The sequence below is a fragment of the Bradyrhizobium sp. 186 genome (genome assembly GCF_023101685.1).
GTDB lineage: Bacteria > Pseudomonadota > Alphaproteobacteria > Rhizobiales > Xanthobacteraceae > Bradyrhizobium.
Genome location: NZ_CP082164.1, coordinates 2,639,365 through 2,655,388 on the forward strand (window position 1 = coordinate 2,639,365; position 16,024 = coordinate 2,655,388).

Below are 16,024 nucleotides of genomic sequence, written 5' to 3' on the forward strand. Positions count from 1 at the left end.
GTAACACCATGCACAAATTCTTTGTGGCGCTCACCCTGCTGTGCGTCCCAGCTTCGACCGGTGCCCTTGCTCGTTCTGGCACAGACCAGGAGCAACAGGCATGCACGCGCGACGTCGAGCGTTTTTGCCGCAAGCTGATGGATCAGGGCGATTTTACCATTCTGGCTTGCCTCAAGGAAAATCGTCCAAAGCTTTCCCCCGCGTGCCGCGACGTTCTGGTCAGCCACGGGCAATAGGGAACGATCGATATAACAACGGCGGTCATGCCTTAATCTGAATGCAGAAGAACCATATCGGCGAAGCTACCAGGTCTCCGAGTTCGGGGCCGATTCACGACTGCTCCATGGAGTCGCCGCATGAAGGAAAAGGAACTGAGGCTCGCTTTGGTCTGCTATGGCGGCGTGTCGCTCGTGCTCTATATGCATGGCGTAATCAAAGAAATCCTGAAGCTTTCGCGAGCGTCCAAGGCATATCATTCGGTCCCACAATCGGAGCAACGAGTACACCAAAGTTATGAAGCCGCAAATGGCGATGACGGGAGACCTCATGATACCGAGGATGTCTATTTTACACTCTTGCAGTCGATAGGGCGAACCCTTGCTCTTCGGGTCATCGTCGACAGCATAGCCGGCGCCTCGGCCGGCGGCATCAGCGGCATTGTTCTGGCGCGCGCACTCGCGCATGACCTCTCTATCGATCATCTGCGCGATTTGTGGCTAGATGAAGCAGACCTTCTTCGCTTGCTCGGTTCATCGCAGCGAGCGCGGCCATGGAGCAAATGGTTCCTTCGCCCGGTCCTTTGGATATTGTTCCGCTTGCGTCGCCTTGGGCCGGCGGTTGATCGGGAAATCCAGAAAAATCTGTCGATGTTCTTTCGCTCGCGCTGGTTCGAGCCGCCCTTTGACGGGGAAAGGTTTCTTGAATTGCTGTTCGACGGGCTGAGCGCCATGCGCGGCCACGGCGACAAGCCGTCGTCTCTTCTTCCTCCGCGCCATGAGCTTGATCTGGCCGTCTCGATCACGGATTTTTTTGGATATCCGCGCGATGTGAAGATCAACACGCCGTCCCTGATCGCGGAGCGGGAGCACGGGCTGTTCTGGACCTTCAAGTACCGCAATTGGTTGGATGAAAGCGAAACCTCCGGCCTGGCCGACAGCAATGTGCCTGGTCTGGCACTCGCTGCTCGCGCGACATCGAGCTTTCCAGGTGCATTTCCGCCGGTCCAGCTCTCAGACCTCGAAAGGTTGCTTGCGAAGCGGGGGGTGGACTGGCCGGATCGGCAGAAATTTATCGCCGCTAATTTCAGGGATCATATCCGCGCGGGCGTTAATCCCGAAATCACGTCGTTTCTGGACGGCGGCATTGTCAACAACAAACCGTTTTCTGTTGTCCTGAACATGGTGCGAGAACGCCCGGCCTATCGCGACGTCGACCGGCGCCTCGTCTTTGTCGAACCGGACCCGGAACGATCATCGCCTCCACCGGGCGGAGTCCCCAGCTTCATACGGACTCTGGAAGGCGCGATTTTTGAGATCCCGTTGCGTGCCCCGATCTATCACGAGCTTGCCCGAGTCCAGCAGTTCAATGAGACGACCGAGCGGATGCGCACGGTTTTAAAGGCGGCTTATCCCGAACTCGCCGGCTTCGTAACGACGGTGACGGAGCGCGTCCCCTCAACGGGAGATGCCAGCCGCACTGTAGGGCTTTGGCGCGAAACGGCAAATGTGCTGGCCGCAAAAGAGGCAAGCTATGCCTATCAAGTCTATGCGCGTTTTAAGACGTTTTCGATAATTGATACACTCGTTGGCCAGATCTGTGATCTCGGCGAGATCGATCAAGCTTCGCCACTTCGCACAAGACTTGCCGACGAGATCCTGACGTGGGCCAATCGGCGCGGGGCAATCCAGCCGGAAGGATCGCTCTCGCTGGCGGGCGGATCACAGGTGCAGCCGTGGATCGATTTCTTGCTGCATTTCGATGTCGAATTCCGCCGCCGCAGGCTGTCTTTTGTCATGCGGGGTTTGAACCTTCTCTATTCAAGACTGGAGGAGGCAAGCTTCAAGGAAGTAACGCCGGGTCAAATCGATGATCTGAAGAGTCGCTTTCAAGCCCCCCTGGGGCGATTGCGCAGGCTGCAAGCTGGCGATTCCGCCAGCGTGGCCCTGCGAAACCGCGTCGTAGCGCTGACAAGCAGGTTGAGTGTTATCGCTTACAGCAAAGCCGAGACAACAGTCACGGCGCGGAAAGATTTGGACCGAGAGATGGACGACGTCATGGAGCAGCTTCATCAGGAACTCGACCTTGCGAACGTCGATGGGGCCGTCGACGCCATCGTCGCCTTATCGATGGCTGACGAAATGCCGAATGTACTTCACCATGAGGTGCTCATCTACTACATCGGCTTTCCATTCTGGGACGTCTGGACGTATCCGATATCGGAATGGCGTGCCGTCGAAGAGCACCGTGAGATCCGCGTCGATCGCATCAGTCCGGTCGACACGGTTCTTCTTCGGAACGGGGTACACGCCACGCGGCTCAAGGGAGCGGAGTTTAGGCATTTCGCGGGCTTCTTGAGCCGTTCTCGCCGGGAGCACGATTATCTTTGGGGCCGTCTTGATGCAGCTGAGCGCCTGATCGATATCGTTTCCGACGCGGCCGCCATGGAAGGCGCATTGGGTAAAACCGACATCAGGATGCTGAAGCGAGACGCATTTCGGGCGATCCTCGATACCGAAGAGCATCATCTTCAGGATAAGGACCTTATTGCCCAGATGAGAAGCGAGGTTAGTAAATTGTAGTGACGGGAGGTCAATGGACGTCGGAACATCTGCTCGAGGGAAAGCGCGTTCTGACTAGCACTACTTTGGCAGATTTTTGTTATCGGTGCGGCCCATCACGCCGCGAGCGACATAGGAGCAGGACCAGCAATGGCAGACAATCTTTCGATCGATCGCCGGACGAGCGCGCTGCTCGTCATGGATTTCCAGACGCTGATCGTCGACAACTATACCGCCGGTGCGGAGGCGCTGCTCGATCGGACGGCGAAGCTGATCGCCGTGGCGCGCACAGCCGGGATGCGGGTGATCTATGTGGTCGTCGGCTTCCGCCCCGGCTATCCGGAGGTCAGCGACCGAAATGCAACGTTCAACGGGCTCAAGGCCTCGGGCGTATTCGCCGCGGGTGCCGAAAATGCGAAGGTCCATCCCGCCGTCACGCCGCTGGCGGAGGAAATCGTCGTCACCAAGCATCGGTTAAGCGCCTTCGCCGGGACCGATCTTGACCTGATGCTGCGCGCCAACGGCATCGAGACCCTGATCCTGACGGGGGTCGCCACCAGCGGCGTCTCGTACTCTCGACTCTGCGCCATGCCGCCGACGCGGACTACAGACTGCTGGTCGCCGGCGATTGCTGCTCGGACGGCGACGAGGAAGCGCATCGGGTGCTGCTGGAGAAGGTCTTTCCGCGGCAGGCCACTATCACGACGGCGGCGGGACTCGCGCAGGCCATCGGGGCTGGGCGGTAGACGCCGTCACTGCTTCGTATCCATCGCACAGGCAGGCGGCTCTCCCTTCCTCACTCGTGCTGGTCGTAGACTCCATGACGGTCTTGAATGAATTGCGACGGATCAGGCGATGGGCAGGTCGTGGCGAAGGATGTCGTGGTTGTTCCACCAGGTCGAGGGGGCCGCCCGCCGAAGACGACAGCGCTGTGCGGGGTTCGGCAGGGATGCGGCCTCGGGCATAAATTGCTTTTCGATAACGAGATGAGTTTCATGCGAGGATTGATAGTCGGCGCGTGTTTTTGCGAATACGCCGTGACTCCGATAATAGAACTTAGCCAAAGCTCGAATGACTGCTTCTGGCGCGAAGCTGCCATTCGAGGGATCCAACGGACGTCTGCAGTTTGCGCAAAATTTGAAAATAGAGACGGTCTTCGGTCGCAATTTTCCTGATGTTTTCAGAAAGTTCGCTGCCCCTTGAGTTCTACTTCCTGACCGTTCGAGGCGCTGAATAGCCAGCAAGAATGGAGTCAAACAGTCGGCTGATAAGTTTTGGTCGCAAAGCTTATCAGTGAACAGAATTCCATAACGCTCGAACGGCGAATGACCGCCTTCTGGCAGATTGTGTTGAAAAAGTCCTTTTCGCTGATGACTGAAAATTCTCAGGGCGGCTGGTGCGTCTCTCTCTCGCTGCGAGGTGAGGGACCACATCAACTACAGCAAAAACGATCGCTGGCGCTCGTATCGATTCTACAGAGCCTTGCAGCGGCTGAAGTTGCCAATGCGTTACATTTGCGAGACTTTTGGAGCCCCGCGATTTTCGATTTTTTCAACACAATCGGCGCAAAGCTGTCGTTGAGGTGTCGATGTTAGATATCGCTGGCTCCCCGCTATCTGGACCTAGTGGTTCATCACAGTGATTTTGACGTTTTGATACCGAGCCATTCGAGGATCGGCAAGCTTTCCGGCGGCACGAGGATTTCGATGCTTCTGGGGACGCCAGGTTGACGGCGAATGAAACCGTTTCGTTCGAGGGTGACGATCATCTGGTGGACCGAAGGCGGGCTGACGCGGAAATGGCGCTGCATGTCGGTTTCGGCGGGTGGGCGTCCGAACATGTGCGCGTAGGTGTAGATAAAGGCCAGGTAGTGTCCCTGCTTCTCCGTGAAGTGCGTGCCTGATTTTTGACTCATCGCTGGATTCGTCCCGGCCTCCGACAAGGAGGCGAAGCATGAATGTACGTTATCGGGTCGAATTGAGCCAAATCGAGCGGGACGAACTGACGGCGATGCTGGGCGGCGGGAAGCATGCTGCCCGCAAGCTCAAGCGGGCGCAGATTTTGCTGGCGGCCGATGCCGGCAGTTGCGACGCGGAGATTGCCCGGTCTGTCCGGGTCAGCCTGTCCAGCATCGGCCGGACCAAGCGCCGCTTCGTGGAAGGCAATCTGGAGCGGGCCTTGAGCGAGGAACCGCGTCCGGGCGCAGAGCGCAAATTGACCGGCAAGGAGGAGGCCCTGCTGGTGGCGACGGCGTGCGCCAAGCCGCCCGCCGGCCGCAAACGTTGGACGCTGACGCTGCTGGCGGACACGATGGTCAAGCTCACCGATCATGACAGCCTGTCGGGCGAGACCGTGCGTCGCCGGCTGGCCGAGAACGACCTCAAGCCATGGCGCAGGGACATGTGGTGCATCCCCTATGTCGACGGCGAATACGTCGCCCGCATGGAGGACGTGCTCGACCTCTACGCCGAGGCGCCGGATCCCGTCCGGCCGCTGGTCTGCTTCGACGAGACCCCCGTCCAGCTCATCGGCGAGGTCCGTCAGCCGATTCCAGCCGAGCCGGGACAGCGCGAGCGTTACGATTACGAGTACCGCCGCAACGGCACCGTCAATCTCTTCGTTACCTTCGACCCGCATCGTGGCTGGCGCAACGTCAAGGTCACCGAGCACCGCGCCGCCGTGGACTACGCCTACTGCATGCGCGAACTCGTCGACGTCCATTATCCCGACGCCGACTGCATCCGCCTCGTGCAGGACAATCTGTCGATCCATACCGCCGGCGCGTTGTATCAAGCATTTGCGCCTGCCGAGGCCCGTCGCATCCTGCGCCGCCTCGAATTCCACTTCACCCCGAAACACGCCAGTTGGCTCAATATGGTCGAGTGCGAGATCAGCGTGCTCCAGCGCCAGTGCCTCGGCCGCCGCATCGACGACCCCAAAAGGCTCCGAAACGAGATCGCAGCATGGCAAAAGCGGCGGAATAAAACCCGAGCCCGCATCAAATGGATGTTCACAACCGACAAGGCCCGCGCCAAACTCGGCCGCGCCTATCCAGCCACCGCCAAAGAGTCAAAATCACTGTGATGAGCCACTAAGTCCAACCCTCAACTTGATAGACTGTACCGACCAGCGTTGTCGTGCCTCCCACGAGATGAGGTGCCGTACCACTCTGTGTCGAGAGGGTGGTATCGGCCGGACGTGTGAAGCTCAACCGCTCCGATTTTATAAATATGGGGCGGCCATTGGGAGCGGCTCCTAACGTTCCCTCATCGACATCCATGGGAGTCGCTTTGCCGCACGGCCCGCCACCATATTCTTTTGATCCCGTGCATCAAGCTCGTTGATCGGGTAAGGGGCAGCGTTATCGTCTTTGACGAAGGTTGGTCGCCGCCGCCAGGACCGGCACGGCTTCAGCTTCCCGAGGCACCCTTGCGATATTCAGCTGGCGTACAATTGAGGTGCCGGCGAAAGACCCGGTTCAGATGACTCTGGTCGGCGAAGCCGCTAAGGAGTGCGATCTCCTTGAGCGCCAGATTGTCCCGTCGCAGATGCCGGCACGCCCATTCGACTTTCTGTTTCTGAACAAAGGCATGAGGGCGTGTCCCGTAGTGAGCGTGGAATTTGCGGGCGAATTGAATCGGCGTGCAGTTGCAGATGGCTGCTAGTTCGTCGAGCGTGATGTTTCGGGAAATATTCTGCTGGATATAGTCCTCGATCAGCCGGGCATGGGCCGGCCTGAAACGTCCCTGCGCGGAAGGCATCTTGAACTTCACCGCGGCGTATTTCCGCATGATGTGGACGCTGGCCTGGAGCGACAGCGCGTCGTAGCAGAGTCTTCCGCCGGGACCGCCGGCGGCGACCTCGTTAGCCATTTGTTCGTTGATCCAGCCCAAGACAGGGTCATCGATTCCGAGCAAGTCATGAAGTTCAATGGCGCTGACGTCGCGATCGAAAGCCTCGCTTGCGGTTTTCGTCATGTAAGCCGGTGAAATGTAAAAGTGGCTGACCTCTATATCGTTTGCCCATCGCCAATGCGAAGGCTCGGCGCGGGTTAGCAGCGTGGTAATGCCGCGGCCGACGCGCTCCTGCTTCCATGCGCCGGTCACGCGGCGGTGCATCGCGGTGGCTCCTTGCCGGTAGACGACGATTAGGAAATCTTCCGTCGGGGGGACCCAAATATCGGACGGCGCATAGCGAAATACCCGCATGCGGAAATCAGGCCGGCCGACCGCCGAACTGTCCAGCTTCAGTTCACCTGGTGCGTATCGCGGAAGCTCCTCGACCGCAATGAACTTGCTTATGGCGCAGCCTCCGCACGGTTGGCGGCCGTTCGCCGGCGCTTCTTTCCGATGATCTGGCATCGGTAGCGCAGGATACGGCGCTTTTTTGGATTTGGCCAAATGTATTAGTCCGTCCGGGGCGTTCGCTGCGCCGCACACACAATTCGTCCAAAGAAAGGTCAGCCCAGCAGTTTCGTTGGATCGCCAAGGAGACGCAGCTCCGCCCATTAGGTCGAGTGGCACGGTGCATAGCTAAAAAACAGCAGGAGAGGGAAATGGATCAGGCTGAAATCAAGTCCAGGGAATCGAACGAAACAAATAAGACGACCCTCGACGCGGTCGTTATCGGGGCTGGCATCGCGGGTCTGTACCAGCTGCACCGCATGCGGCAACTGGGGCTGAAGGTCCGCGCCTTCGAGGCGGGTTCCGGCGTCGGCGGAACCTGGTACTGGAATCGTTACCCCGGTGCGCGCTTCGATTCTCAGGTCGAGGTGTACCAGTATTGGTTTTCCGAGGATTTGTACAAGGCGTGGAAGCCGAGCGAGCGGTTTCCCGCGCAGCCCGAGACCGAGCAGTGGCTGAACTTCGTCGCTGATCGCTTCGATCTCAAGAAGGACATCCAGTTCAGCACCCGGATCGAGTCCGCCACCTATCGGGAGAAAGATGGCCGCTGGGATGTGGTCACCTCCGACGGCGAACACATTGATACGCAGTATTTGCTGGCCTGCTGCGGCATGCTGTCGGCCCCGCTGAACGAGCGCTTCCCGGGCCAGTCCACCTTCAAGGGCGTGATCACCCATACCGGTCTATGGCCGAAAGGCGGCGTCGATCTCAAGGGCAAGCGCGTCGCCGTGGTGGGCACCGGAGCTACCGGCATCCAGGTCATCCAGACTATCGCGCCCGAAGTTGGGTCGATGAAGGTTTTTGTGCGCACGCCGCAGTACATCGTGCCCATGAGGAATCCGAAGTACTCGCAAGCGGACTGGGATCGCTGGAGCGGGCGGTTCAATGAGCTCAAGACCCGCGTGCGCACCACCTTCGCGGGCTTCGACTATGACTTCGAGAACCGTCCCTGGGCCGAACTGACCGCCGATGAGCGCACCGAGGTTCTGGAAAAATACTGGAACGATGGATCGCTCTCGATGTGGCTCGCGACGTTCCCGGAAATGTTCTTTGACGAGGCGGTGAGCGCGGTCGTGTCCGATTTCGTGCGGGACAAGATGCGCAAGCGGCTGCGGCATGATCCGAAGCTGTGCGATCTGCTGATTCCATCCGAAGCCGACTACGGATTCGGCACGCACCGCGTACCTCTCGAGACCAAGTATCTCGAGGTCTACCTGCAGGACAATGTTGAAGGCGTGAACTGCCGCAAGACGCCGATCGAGCGCATCGTGCTCGAAGGCATCCAGACCTCCGACGGCAAGGTCCATGAGGTCGACATCATCATCCTGGCCGTCGGATTCGACGCCGGCTCAGGCGCTCTCAGCCGCATCGACATCCGCGGCCGCGAGGGCCGTTCGCTGAAGGACCGGTGGCACGACGATATCCGCACCGCGATGGGGCTGCAGGTGCACGGCTATCCCAACCTGTTTACCACTGGCGCGCCGCTCGCTCCGTCCGCAGCGCTCTGCAACATGACGACTTGCCTGCAACAGCAGGTCGATTGGATCGCCGATTGCATCGCCTACGCGCGGGAGAACGGCAAGCACGTCGTCGAAGCGACCAAGGAGTTCGAGGATAACTGGGTGAAGCATCACGACGAGACCGCGGCCGCGACCCTCGTTGTTAAAACTGACTCCTGGTACATGGGCTCGAACGTCGACGGAAAGCCGCGGCGTCTGCTGGCCTACATCGGCGGCGTCGGCAACTACAACCGGCAGTGCGACGAACTTGCGGCCAATGGCTACCAAGGCTTTGCGATGACCTGATGATAACAACAACGGGAGGAAACATCCAATGAGCACAAATCCCTACTACGGCCAGGATAGCCACGGCCCCTACGAGGTGATCGGAATCGGCAACTTCGAGCTTGAGGAGGGTGGCCATATTCCGGACTGCCAGCTTGCGGTGGCGACTCACGGAACGCTGAACGCGGCGAAGGACAACGCGATCCTCGTTACGACTTGGTATTCTGGAACGAGCAAGATCATGGAGCAGGTCTACATCGGCAACGGCCGTGCGCTCGATCCGGCGAAGTATTTTATCATCGTCGTCAATCAGATCGGAAATGGCCTTTCCACCTCACCGAACAACAGCGGTGGAGCGCAGGCCGGACCGACCTTCCCGAAAGTGCGCATTGGCGACGACGTTCGCGCCCAACACAAGCTTCTGACCGAGAAATACGGTCTGAAGAGCCTCGCGCTGGTCGTCGGCGGCTCGATGGGCGCGCAGCAGACCTATGAGTGGGCTGTGCGCTATCCCGATTTCGTCAAGCGCGCTGCTCCGATCGCCGGCACCGCCAAGAACACCGAGCACGATTTCGTCTTCACCGAGACACTCTGCGAAGCAATTACATCCGATCCGGGGTTCAACGGCGGCAAGTACGGTTCGCCGGCCGATGTCGCCGCCGGCCTCAAGCGCCACGCCAAGCTGTGGACGGTGATGGGGTGGAGTACCGACTTCTTCCGCGAAGGCCGACACAAGGCGCTCGGCTTCGACTCGATGCAGGCCTTCATCGATACCTTCATGACGGGATATTTCGCGCCGATGGATCCAAACGATCTGCTGGCGATGGCGTGGAAGTGGCAACGAGGCGACGTAAGCCGCAACACCGGCGGGGATCTCGCGTCGGCGCTCGGCCGTATCAAGGCGAAGACCTACGTGATGCCGATCAGTCACGACATGTTCTTCCCGCCGAGCGACTGCGAGCTCGAGCAGCGTCTGATCCCGGGAAGCCAGTTCCGTCCCCTGAAGAGCATCTGCGGACATCTCGGCCTGTTCGGCGTGGACCCGGAGTTGCTCGCGCAGCTTGATTCCAATCTGAACAAGCTGCTGGCGGCGCCTGTGAATTGACGCGGCGCTTGATTGATCGCCTGTTGCAGTTGACGGCGCGAACGAAAATTGTTCACGCCCTCAATCCGCGCTCGCATAGGTCGTGGGAGTCCGCCTGACAGGCGCCAAATTCTGGCTGAGCCTCGGGCGATTCGAGGATTATCCGCAACGATGGTGGCGGACCGCGACAAGATCATTCGGGGCAATGCCTTGTGCCGGGCCTGGCCGGCCGCATTGGATGGAATTCCATCGACGTGGCAAGGTCGTGACGGTTGCTGTCAAAGGACGCATCATGTTCAGCGAGCTTGCCACTAAGCTTGCGGCGTACGCGTCAGGTCTCGGCATCGCGCAAACCATTGAGTTCGGCGTCGAGCCCGCTGCTCGCGCGCGGCGCGCTTGTGCAGGTGTTACCCCACTGGGCTGAGGAGCGCCTTCCGCTTTATGCCTACCACCCTCCACGTCACTTGCCGCCAGCGAAAGTGCGCGGCGTTCCTCGGTTTCCTGCTCGCGTGCTTCGCGCAACGCCCTGTGCGCGAAAGAGGAAGCAGTCAATGCGGAAGGGCGACGCCTGACGCAGCGGGGCGGACCCACGACCGAGCGGAGCGAGCTGCTCGCAGGAACTCGGCAAAGCTGTTCCTAATCGCAAGGTCCGCCTTGGAGCGAAACTCGGAAGCAGCCGGACTAGAACGGCTGTGTGCAAAGCGGACTATCGCAAATCTGCGATCGCCGTCATCGCTGGACAAGCCGTTGAACGAGCCGCGCGTCATTCAAAGGTCTGTCGGCCAATGGGCGTTACCGCCACCATCATATGGGCGTCGGCAGCGGGAAGAGCATGCAAATGCTGAACTTTGAAGAAAACGGCTCCATTATTTGCGAATTGTGCCTGCCTCAAACTAGCGTGCGCAGCGGGGAAACGTTACAGCGCGCGCAATGGCGGTGCGGAGCTGGATGAACCTCCGATGGATGGAGTGATGACTGAGGGTTATGGACAGCGGTTTGGCGAGCGATTGCAAGTCGAAAACGCCCCCGCGATAGTTACTCGGGCATTGCGTAACGCTGATATAGCCGTCACAGAGATTCGATGTGATAATCCGCCGTTGGAAAATGACCGGTGCTTTTCAGCGGGAAGATGCGTTTGTCATCACTTTGCACCTCCGCGATCGTCCCAATCACGAATATTGGGAGGGTGGCCGACGAGCACCGGTGTGCGACTTGCGGGCTGGCGAGACTTGTCTCCAGGACCTGAAGCGAGATCCCACCGTCCTCCTCGACAAGCCCTATCACTCTTTGGTTTTTTATCTGCCGCGTGCCGCGCTGGATGCGATCGCTGACGAGGCCAACGCGCGCAGAATTCGCGATCTGAGCTACAAGCCTGGAGCGGGCGTCAACGACGTCGCGATGTCCGGACTCGGGAGCTTGCTGCTGCCTGCCCTTAGCCATCCCGACCAAGCTATCCAGTTGTTTATCGACCACGTCCTGTGGGCGGTCGGGGCGCATACCGCTCAGACCTATGGAGGCATGCGGCCAGTGTCGCGACCGGTCCGGGGTGGGCTCACGCCACGGCAGGAGCGAAGCGCGAAGGAGTTTCTTCGCGCCAACCTCAAGCGCAGTGTGCCGCTCAAGAAGGTAGCGCAAGAGTGCGATCTGTCAGTGGGGCATTTCTCGCGCGCCTTCCGTTGCACGATAGGGGTGGCGCCGCACAGGTGGCTAACTGAGCAGCGCATCGCGCTATCCAAGGAAAAGCTGCGCGATGGCGGTCTGTCGCTATCCGATGTGGCCGCACAGTGCGGCTTCACCGATCAAAGTCATTTCACGCGCATGTTCAACCGGATCGTCGGCGTAAGTCCAGGCGCATGGCGTCGGGCGGGAATAGAAGCAGTCGCGGTGATCCTCTCGGTCATATCCTACGATCCGGAGAAACGCGTCATTGGCTTCAAAAATGCGACCTTCGATATCCCAGATGATGATCCCGATAATGTTGGGGTCGAAAAGACGCCGGATCTTCTTGTCGCGCGCTTCGAGATCGCTGTAGAGCTGGACGTTCTCCTCAGTGGCTTTTCGCCGCCGTTTCGCTTCGCGCCGCGCGAGCGCCGTCCCTGCAAAGAGGGCGACGATGACGACGGCCGCCGCGATCAGCCAGGTCTTGCGCTGTTCTAGCGCCTCGGCGCGCCTTTCCCGATCCACGAGCAGGAAACGCTCATTGTCCACCATCTGGTCGATTTGTGAGTGGATCTCGTCCATGCCGCGCATCATCGCCATTGCCGCCAGCCCGGACGTGCGGGCCGTCTTGAGCATGTCGTCGATCTCGCGCAGCTTTGCCGAAACGATCAGCGCCAGATGTTCGGCGCGAAGGCTCTGCAATGGATCGTTGGCTACCAGAGCCTGGAGCGTCTGGGTCTCCCGTCGCACACTTTCGTCAGAGACGCCGTAGGCCTTGACATATGCCGGGTCGAAGGTCAGCAAATACCCGCGCCTTTCGGCCTCGAGGTCGGCGATGATCGTCCGCAGCCGATCAAGCGTATCGAGCACCTGCCGGCTATGCTCGAGCGAGAGATTTGCCGCTTGCCGCTCGTGCCAATATCGGAGGGTGAGAACCCCGGTCAGGGCAAACAGCGTCAGAAGCGCCCCAACCGCCGAAACTTGCGGACGAGCAAACCACCGCAAAGAATGGGCCGGAACTGACATGGCCGTGGTTCTTCGATGCCCGCCTGACCGGTGCATCTTCTGGTGCCGACGCCAAAGCACTGCTATGATAATAGCATGGACGGGTCCGCGCAGGTGAGGCGGGAATCCGACATTCTCGATCGCGCATGTTGCACCCGCTTCGGAGTCGGTCAGTTGGCTGCGAGGGCCACAACGTCACGGGAAGCGTGTTGTGAATGACTGCCCATAGTTGGGAGCGCGAACATGGCGACAGGCGGAAACTCACTGAGCGGTCGAGCGCCGACTAGCCGGCGCACCTTCGTCAAGGGATTGGGCGTGGCGGGAGCAGCCTTGCCGGCCCTGGCCGTGCTGCCGCGGTGGAGCTTTGCCGAGGATGCCGCCGCGACCTATGCCAGCGCTTCGATCGATTGGAAACAGTTTGCCGGGCAGACGATCACGCTCGCGGGTGCGGTCCATCCGTGGTCGAATGCGATCACGCCGCTGTTGCCGGATTTCACCAAACTCACCGGCGTCAACGTCGGCACCGACTTCCAATTGGAATCCACGTTCCTGGGCGCCCTGCCGATCAAACTCGCACGTGGCAGCAACATGCCCGACGTCTTCATGTTCCTGACTTATGGCCAGGGCATCTCGGAAGGATGGCTCGAGCCGCTGAACGCCCACTATTCCGACAGGTCGCTGACCGATCTCCGCTGGTATGACGAGAGCGACCTTCTCAAGACCGCCCGAGCCTTTCCGGTGTGGACGGACGGCGAACGCTACGCCTTTCCAATTACCTCCGAGGCTGTGACTTTGTTCGTCAACAGCGATGCGCTGGCAGCCAAGAACCTACCAGTTCCCGAGACTTTCGAAGAACTGCTTGCCACTGCGAAGGCGGTGAAGACCAATGAGATGTCGGGAATCGCCATGCGGGCGCAAGCCGGCGGCAATTCGTCGCCGGCAGCCATGAGCTACGTGTTCTCCTATGCCGGGCACATGGTCAAGGACAACAAGGCCGCTTTCGCGAGCCCCGAGGCGATCGCGGCCGTTGCGATGTACGGAGAGACCCTTAACCAAGCCGGGCCTGTCGGCGTCCGCAGCTATGAATGGTACCACGTGTTGAACGACTTCCTTCAGGGCAGGACAGCGATGGCAATCGACAGCAGCGTCCTTGCCAGGGATATTTCCGATCCGGCGAAGAGCCGCGTCGTCAACCGGGCTGGCTTTGCTGCTTTTCCCCACCTCGACGGTCGCGCCGGCATCCCGTTCATGTCGCACTGGCAGGCGTGCATCAATGCCAAATCGCGAAATAAGCGCGCAGCTTTCTTGTTCCTGCTGTGGGCGACAAGCAGGCCGACCTCGCTGCGGATCGCCGCGGCGGGACTGGCGACGACACGCCTGTCGGCGTGGTCGAGCGAGGCCTTCAGGCAGGCGTTCGGCCCGCAGGCCGCCGTGGCGGCGCTGACCAACTTGCAAAACGCCGATGTCGACCGTGCCAAGGCGATCCTTTTCCATCCGCAATCGAGACCCATCCAGGACGCCTTCATGATCGGCGTCAATGAGGTGGTCTCTGGAACCAAATCGGCGAAGGATGCAATGACCGCCGCCGCCGAGAAGGCCAACGCGGCGATCCGCGGATAGCGGAGCCATCCGAGGGCTGGAAAATGGCTGGGAAACCGGGTTGGCACGCGCTTATGAAGCTTGATGCGGTCTCTACGGTTTAGCTAATTTTGGCGCAACCAGAGATTCCTGTGGGAGGATCGGCTTCCGGCGGGCGGCCAGTCGACACCGATGACCTATGAGTCGCTCACGCAGACGTGGTAATCGGAATGACCGCTTCTGGGCCCTAAGCCGAACATCGCCCAAATCGCACTGATGTCTGTTGTTAGGGTGACATCGCACGGGGGCTGGCCGCACGTCGCGCGTCGTCGTTTACCTACTAGAAACCATAGAAAATGATCCGATAATTTTAACGAAACAACTCGGCCGCCTCCGCGTCGGTTTGTCGGAGGGCATCGCCCATGTCAGAGCGTCGGTTCAGCGAGCAAGAAGTCCAGATCGCGCGTTATCAGCGTTTGGAGCGGGAAGTAACTGATCCACTTGCCGCGAGCCTGCTTCACGCCATTGTCGAAGAACTTGAAGCTGATCTGCGAAGAGAACGGGACATCGGTCAGAGCTGTTGCGAGCGTAGGCCGCGCTCGTAGCGTCAACCGACGAGCTGCCTTGGCAACACCATCACTATGTTGGCCCCTCGCTCGTATCCTTGAGGCGACAATCGAAATGTGCAGAGCGAACCTGCCTCGATATTCGCCGCGGTGTCTGCGTCCTTGGCGTATAGAAACAGGATGTCGCCATCGACTTCATCGAACCGTACACCTGCAAACAGGCAGTCAAAGGTCTTTGCGCCGAACGATGAGCGCGAAGCAGGATCACTTAATCACGAGTATCGGTCAGTCGCTCAATTCGGAGATGGGAGATCCTGGCGCGCCATTGCGCCTCGAAGGTGTCAAAGTCTTTCAGTGCCAAAGCTCGAGCATCTAGTGGATTGCCAGGCTTCGCTATCACAACGCCTCTCGCTTCTCCGCTAGAACCGGGTTCGGGGGATACCTCCGTAGGCCACTCCAGCAATGATTTCGAAAGCATGGGCTTGCCCGCGTACCAGCATTTTCGTCCGTCGATGAGACGATAGGACCACCACTGCCCTTGCGGATTTGGCGGTATTGCAGCGCCGCATTGTTGCTTAGCATGCACATTTTCTATTTCGAGCGATGAGAGCGCAGCAATGCAGACGGTCAAAGCAAATGATTGAAGCGGTTTGCTCATGGGCGCACTCAATTGCCTCGTTGCTGCAATCGACTTACAGCAACGACCAAAGTGGGGCATTCGAGAACCACTAACCTCTCAAGGATAAGCGCATTGTCCTTGGGACGAGGCTGAAGGTATTCTTCCAGTATGAGTTGCGCTTCGCTTATCGCTTGCAGGGCGAATTGTTGATCAGTCATTGCTGCTTACTCATCGATCAAATGCGCCGAAGAAGCGAGCGAAGAGAGAAATCAAGTCAGCTTTGGGGAATATCCCCCCTCTTTTTATCAATTTTTGTTTCAGACTTGCGGTTGGCCTATGGCGTTGCCGCTGTGTCGCCTCAATCCGTCTTCGCGATAGCCACGCGAACGCGCATGGCGAGCGGAGAGACAGCGGCGAACAAGTAAGTTCTAGGCCACCGCCCGATCTTCCTTATCCTGACTGCGCATTATGATCTTAAGCGCATCATGCGGCAACGGCCGCTGTAACGCCTTCGCCTCAGTGCACGCGCATCCAAAAGGTCGCGAGCTA

At 59.4% G+C, this 16,024-nt stretch carries 13 protein-coding genes; 7 read left to right on the forward strand and 6 right to left on the reverse strand.

Annotated elements, in window-relative coordinates; translation table 11 throughout:
- Positions 1-8 precede the first annotated feature (8 nt).
- From IVB18_RS12330 to IVB18_RS12340, 3 genes are all read left to right on the forward strand, one after another.
- Complete coding sequence (locus tag IVB18_RS12330; RefSeq protein ID WP_247989408.1) at positions 9-236, forward strand: hypothetical protein; 228 nt, start codon at positions 9-11, stop codon at positions 234-236.
- 120 nt (positions 237-356) lie between these two features.
- Positions 357-2,798, forward strand: coding sequence for a patatin-like protein (locus tag IVB18_RS12335; protein ID WP_247989409.1), 2,442 nt, complete (start codon positions 357-359; stop codon positions 2,796-2,798).
- Positions 2,799-2,927: 129 nt separating this feature from the next.
- Positions 2,928-3,614, forward strand: coding sequence for an isochorismatase family cysteine hydrolase (locus IVB18_RS12340; protein ID WP_247989410.1), 687 nt, complete (start codon positions 2,928-2,930; stop codon positions 3,612-3,614).
- A gap of 11 nt (positions 3,615-3,625) precedes the next feature.
- On the opposite strand, the gene IVB18_RS12345 is transcribed toward IVB18_RS12340, so the two are convergent.
- Together IVB18_RS12345 and IVB18_RS12350 are read right to left on the reverse strand one after the other, a co-directional pair.
- Positions 3,626-4,210: a hypothetical protein gene (locus IVB18_RS12345; protein WP_247989411.1), complete on the reverse strand. Its 585-nt coding sequence runs from the start codon at positions 4,208-4,210 to the stop codon at positions 3,626-3,628.
- A 200-nt stretch (positions 4,211-4,410) separates the two neighbouring features.
- Positions 4,411-4,692 carry a helix-turn-helix domain-containing protein gene (locus tag IVB18_RS12350; protein ID WP_247983521.1) on the reverse strand — a complete coding sequence of 94 codons (282 nt, stop codon included), beginning with the start codon at positions 4,690-4,692 and terminating at the stop codon, positions 4,411-4,413.
- Between the two features lie 38 nt (positions 4,693-4,730).
- On the opposite strand from IVB18_RS12350, the gene IVB18_RS12355 reads away from it, so the two are divergent.
- The gene (locus IVB18_RS12355) at positions 4,731-5,861 is read left to right on the forward strand and encodes an IS630 family transposase (RefSeq protein ID WP_247984173.1); all 1,131 of its coding nucleotides are present in this window, start codon (positions 4,731-4,733) and stop codon (positions 5,859-5,861) included.
- A gap of 326 nt (positions 5,862-6,187) precedes the next feature.
- Here the strand turns inward: IVB18_RS12355 and IVB18_RS12360 are convergent, their stop codons facing one another.
- The gene (locus IVB18_RS12360; protein WP_247989412.1) at positions 6,188-7,177 is read right to left on the reverse strand and encodes an AraC family transcriptional regulator; all 990 of its coding nucleotides are present in this window, start codon (positions 7,175-7,177) and stop codon (positions 6,188-6,190) included.
- A gap of 155 nt (positions 7,178-7,332) precedes the next feature.
- Between IVB18_RS12360 and IVB18_RS12365 the strand changes: the two genes are divergently transcribed.
- Both IVB18_RS12365 and IVB18_RS12370 read left to right on the forward strand, forming a co-directional pair.
- Complete coding sequence (locus tag IVB18_RS12365; protein WP_247989413.1) at positions 7,333-8,985, forward strand: NAD(P)/FAD-dependent oxidoreductase; 1,653 nt, start codon at positions 7,333-7,335, stop codon at positions 8,983-8,985.
- Positions 8,986-9,013: 28 nt separating this feature from the next.
- Positions 9,014-10,069 (forward strand): alpha/beta fold hydrolase, encoded by a 1,056-nt coding sequence (locus IVB18_RS12370; protein WP_247989414.1) that lies wholly within the window; start codon positions 9,014-9,016, stop codon positions 10,067-10,069.
- Positions 10,070-11,116: 1,047 nt separating this feature from the next.
- On the opposite strand, the gene IVB18_RS12375 is transcribed toward IVB18_RS12370, so the two are convergent.
- Positions 11,117-11,545 carry a hypothetical protein gene (locus IVB18_RS12375; RefSeq protein ID WP_247989415.1) on the reverse strand — a complete coding sequence of 143 codons (429 nt, stop codon included), beginning with the start codon at positions 11,543-11,545 and terminating at the stop codon, positions 11,117-11,119.
- Between the two features lie 267 nt (positions 11,546-11,812).
- On the reverse strand, positions 11,813-12,769 hold the full coding sequence (locus IVB18_RS12380; protein ID WP_346732624.1) for a CHASE3 domain-containing protein: 957 nt from the start codon (positions 12,767-12,769) through the stop codon (positions 11,813-11,815).
- 186 nt (positions 12,770-12,955) lie between these two features.
- On the opposite strand from IVB18_RS12380, the gene IVB18_RS12385 reads away from it, so the two are divergent.
- Positions 12,956-14,332, forward strand: a complete 1,377-nt coding sequence (locus tag IVB18_RS12385; protein ID WP_247989417.1) for an extracellular solute-binding protein — start codon at positions 12,956-12,958, stop codon at positions 14,330-14,332.
- Positions 14,333-15,124: 792 nt separating this feature from the next.
- On the opposite strand, the gene IVB18_RS12390 is transcribed toward IVB18_RS12385, so the two are convergent.
- Positions 15,125-15,514 (reverse strand): hypothetical protein, encoded by a 390-nt coding sequence (locus tag IVB18_RS12390; protein ID WP_247989418.1) that lies wholly within the window; start codon positions 15,512-15,514, stop codon positions 15,125-15,127.
- Between the last annotated feature and the right edge of the window lie 510 nt (positions 15,515-16,024).

Bases quoted from the DNA above. Each gene is read 5' to 3' on its own strand.
- IVB18_RS12345 (WP_247989411.1), bottom strand. From the start codon at position 4,210: ATGTGGTCCCTCACCTCGCAGCGAGAGAGAGACGCACCAGCCGCCCTG.
- IVB18_RS12340 (WP_247989410.1), top strand. From the start codon at position 2,928: ATGGCAGACAATCTTTCGATCGATCGCCGGACGAGCGCGCTGCTCGTC.
- IVB18_RS12370 (WP_247989414.1), top strand. From the start codon at position 9,014: ATGAGCACAAATCCCTACTACGGCCAGGATAGCCACGGCCCCTACGAG.
- IVB18_RS12330 (WP_247989408.1), top strand. From the start codon at position 9: ATGCACAAATTCTTTGTGGCGCTCACCCTGCTGTGCGTCCCAGCTTCG.
- IVB18_RS12375 (WP_247989415.1), bottom strand. From the start codon at position 11,545: ATGCGCCCCGACCGCCCACAGGACGTGGTCGATAAACAACTGGATAGC.
- IVB18_RS12365 (WP_247989413.1), top strand. From the start codon at position 7,333: ATGGATCAGGCTGAAATCAAGTCCAGGGAATCGAACGAAACAAATAAG.
- IVB18_RS12335 (WP_247989409.1), top strand. From the start codon at position 357: ATGAAGGAAAAGGAACTGAGGCTCGCTTTGGTCTGCTATGGCGGCGTG.
- IVB18_RS12390 (WP_247989418.1), bottom strand. From the start codon at position 15,514: ATGAGCAAACCGCTTCAATCATTTGCTTTGACCGTCTGCATTGCTGCG.
- IVB18_RS12350 (WP_247983521.1), bottom strand. From the start codon at position 4,692: ATGAGTCAAAAATCAGGCACGCACTTCACGGAGAAGCAGGGACACTAC.
- IVB18_RS12385 (WP_247989417.1), top strand. From the start codon at position 12,956: ATGGCGACAGGCGGAAACTCACTGAGCGGTCGAGCGCCGACTAGCCGG.
- IVB18_RS12380 (WP_346732624.1), bottom strand. From the start codon at position 12,769: ATGCACCGGTCAGGCGGGCATCGAAGAACCACGGCCATGTCAGTTCCG.
- IVB18_RS12355 (WP_247984173.1), top strand. From the start codon at position 4,731: ATGAATGTACGTTATCGGGTCGAATTGAGCCAAATCGAGCGGGACGAA.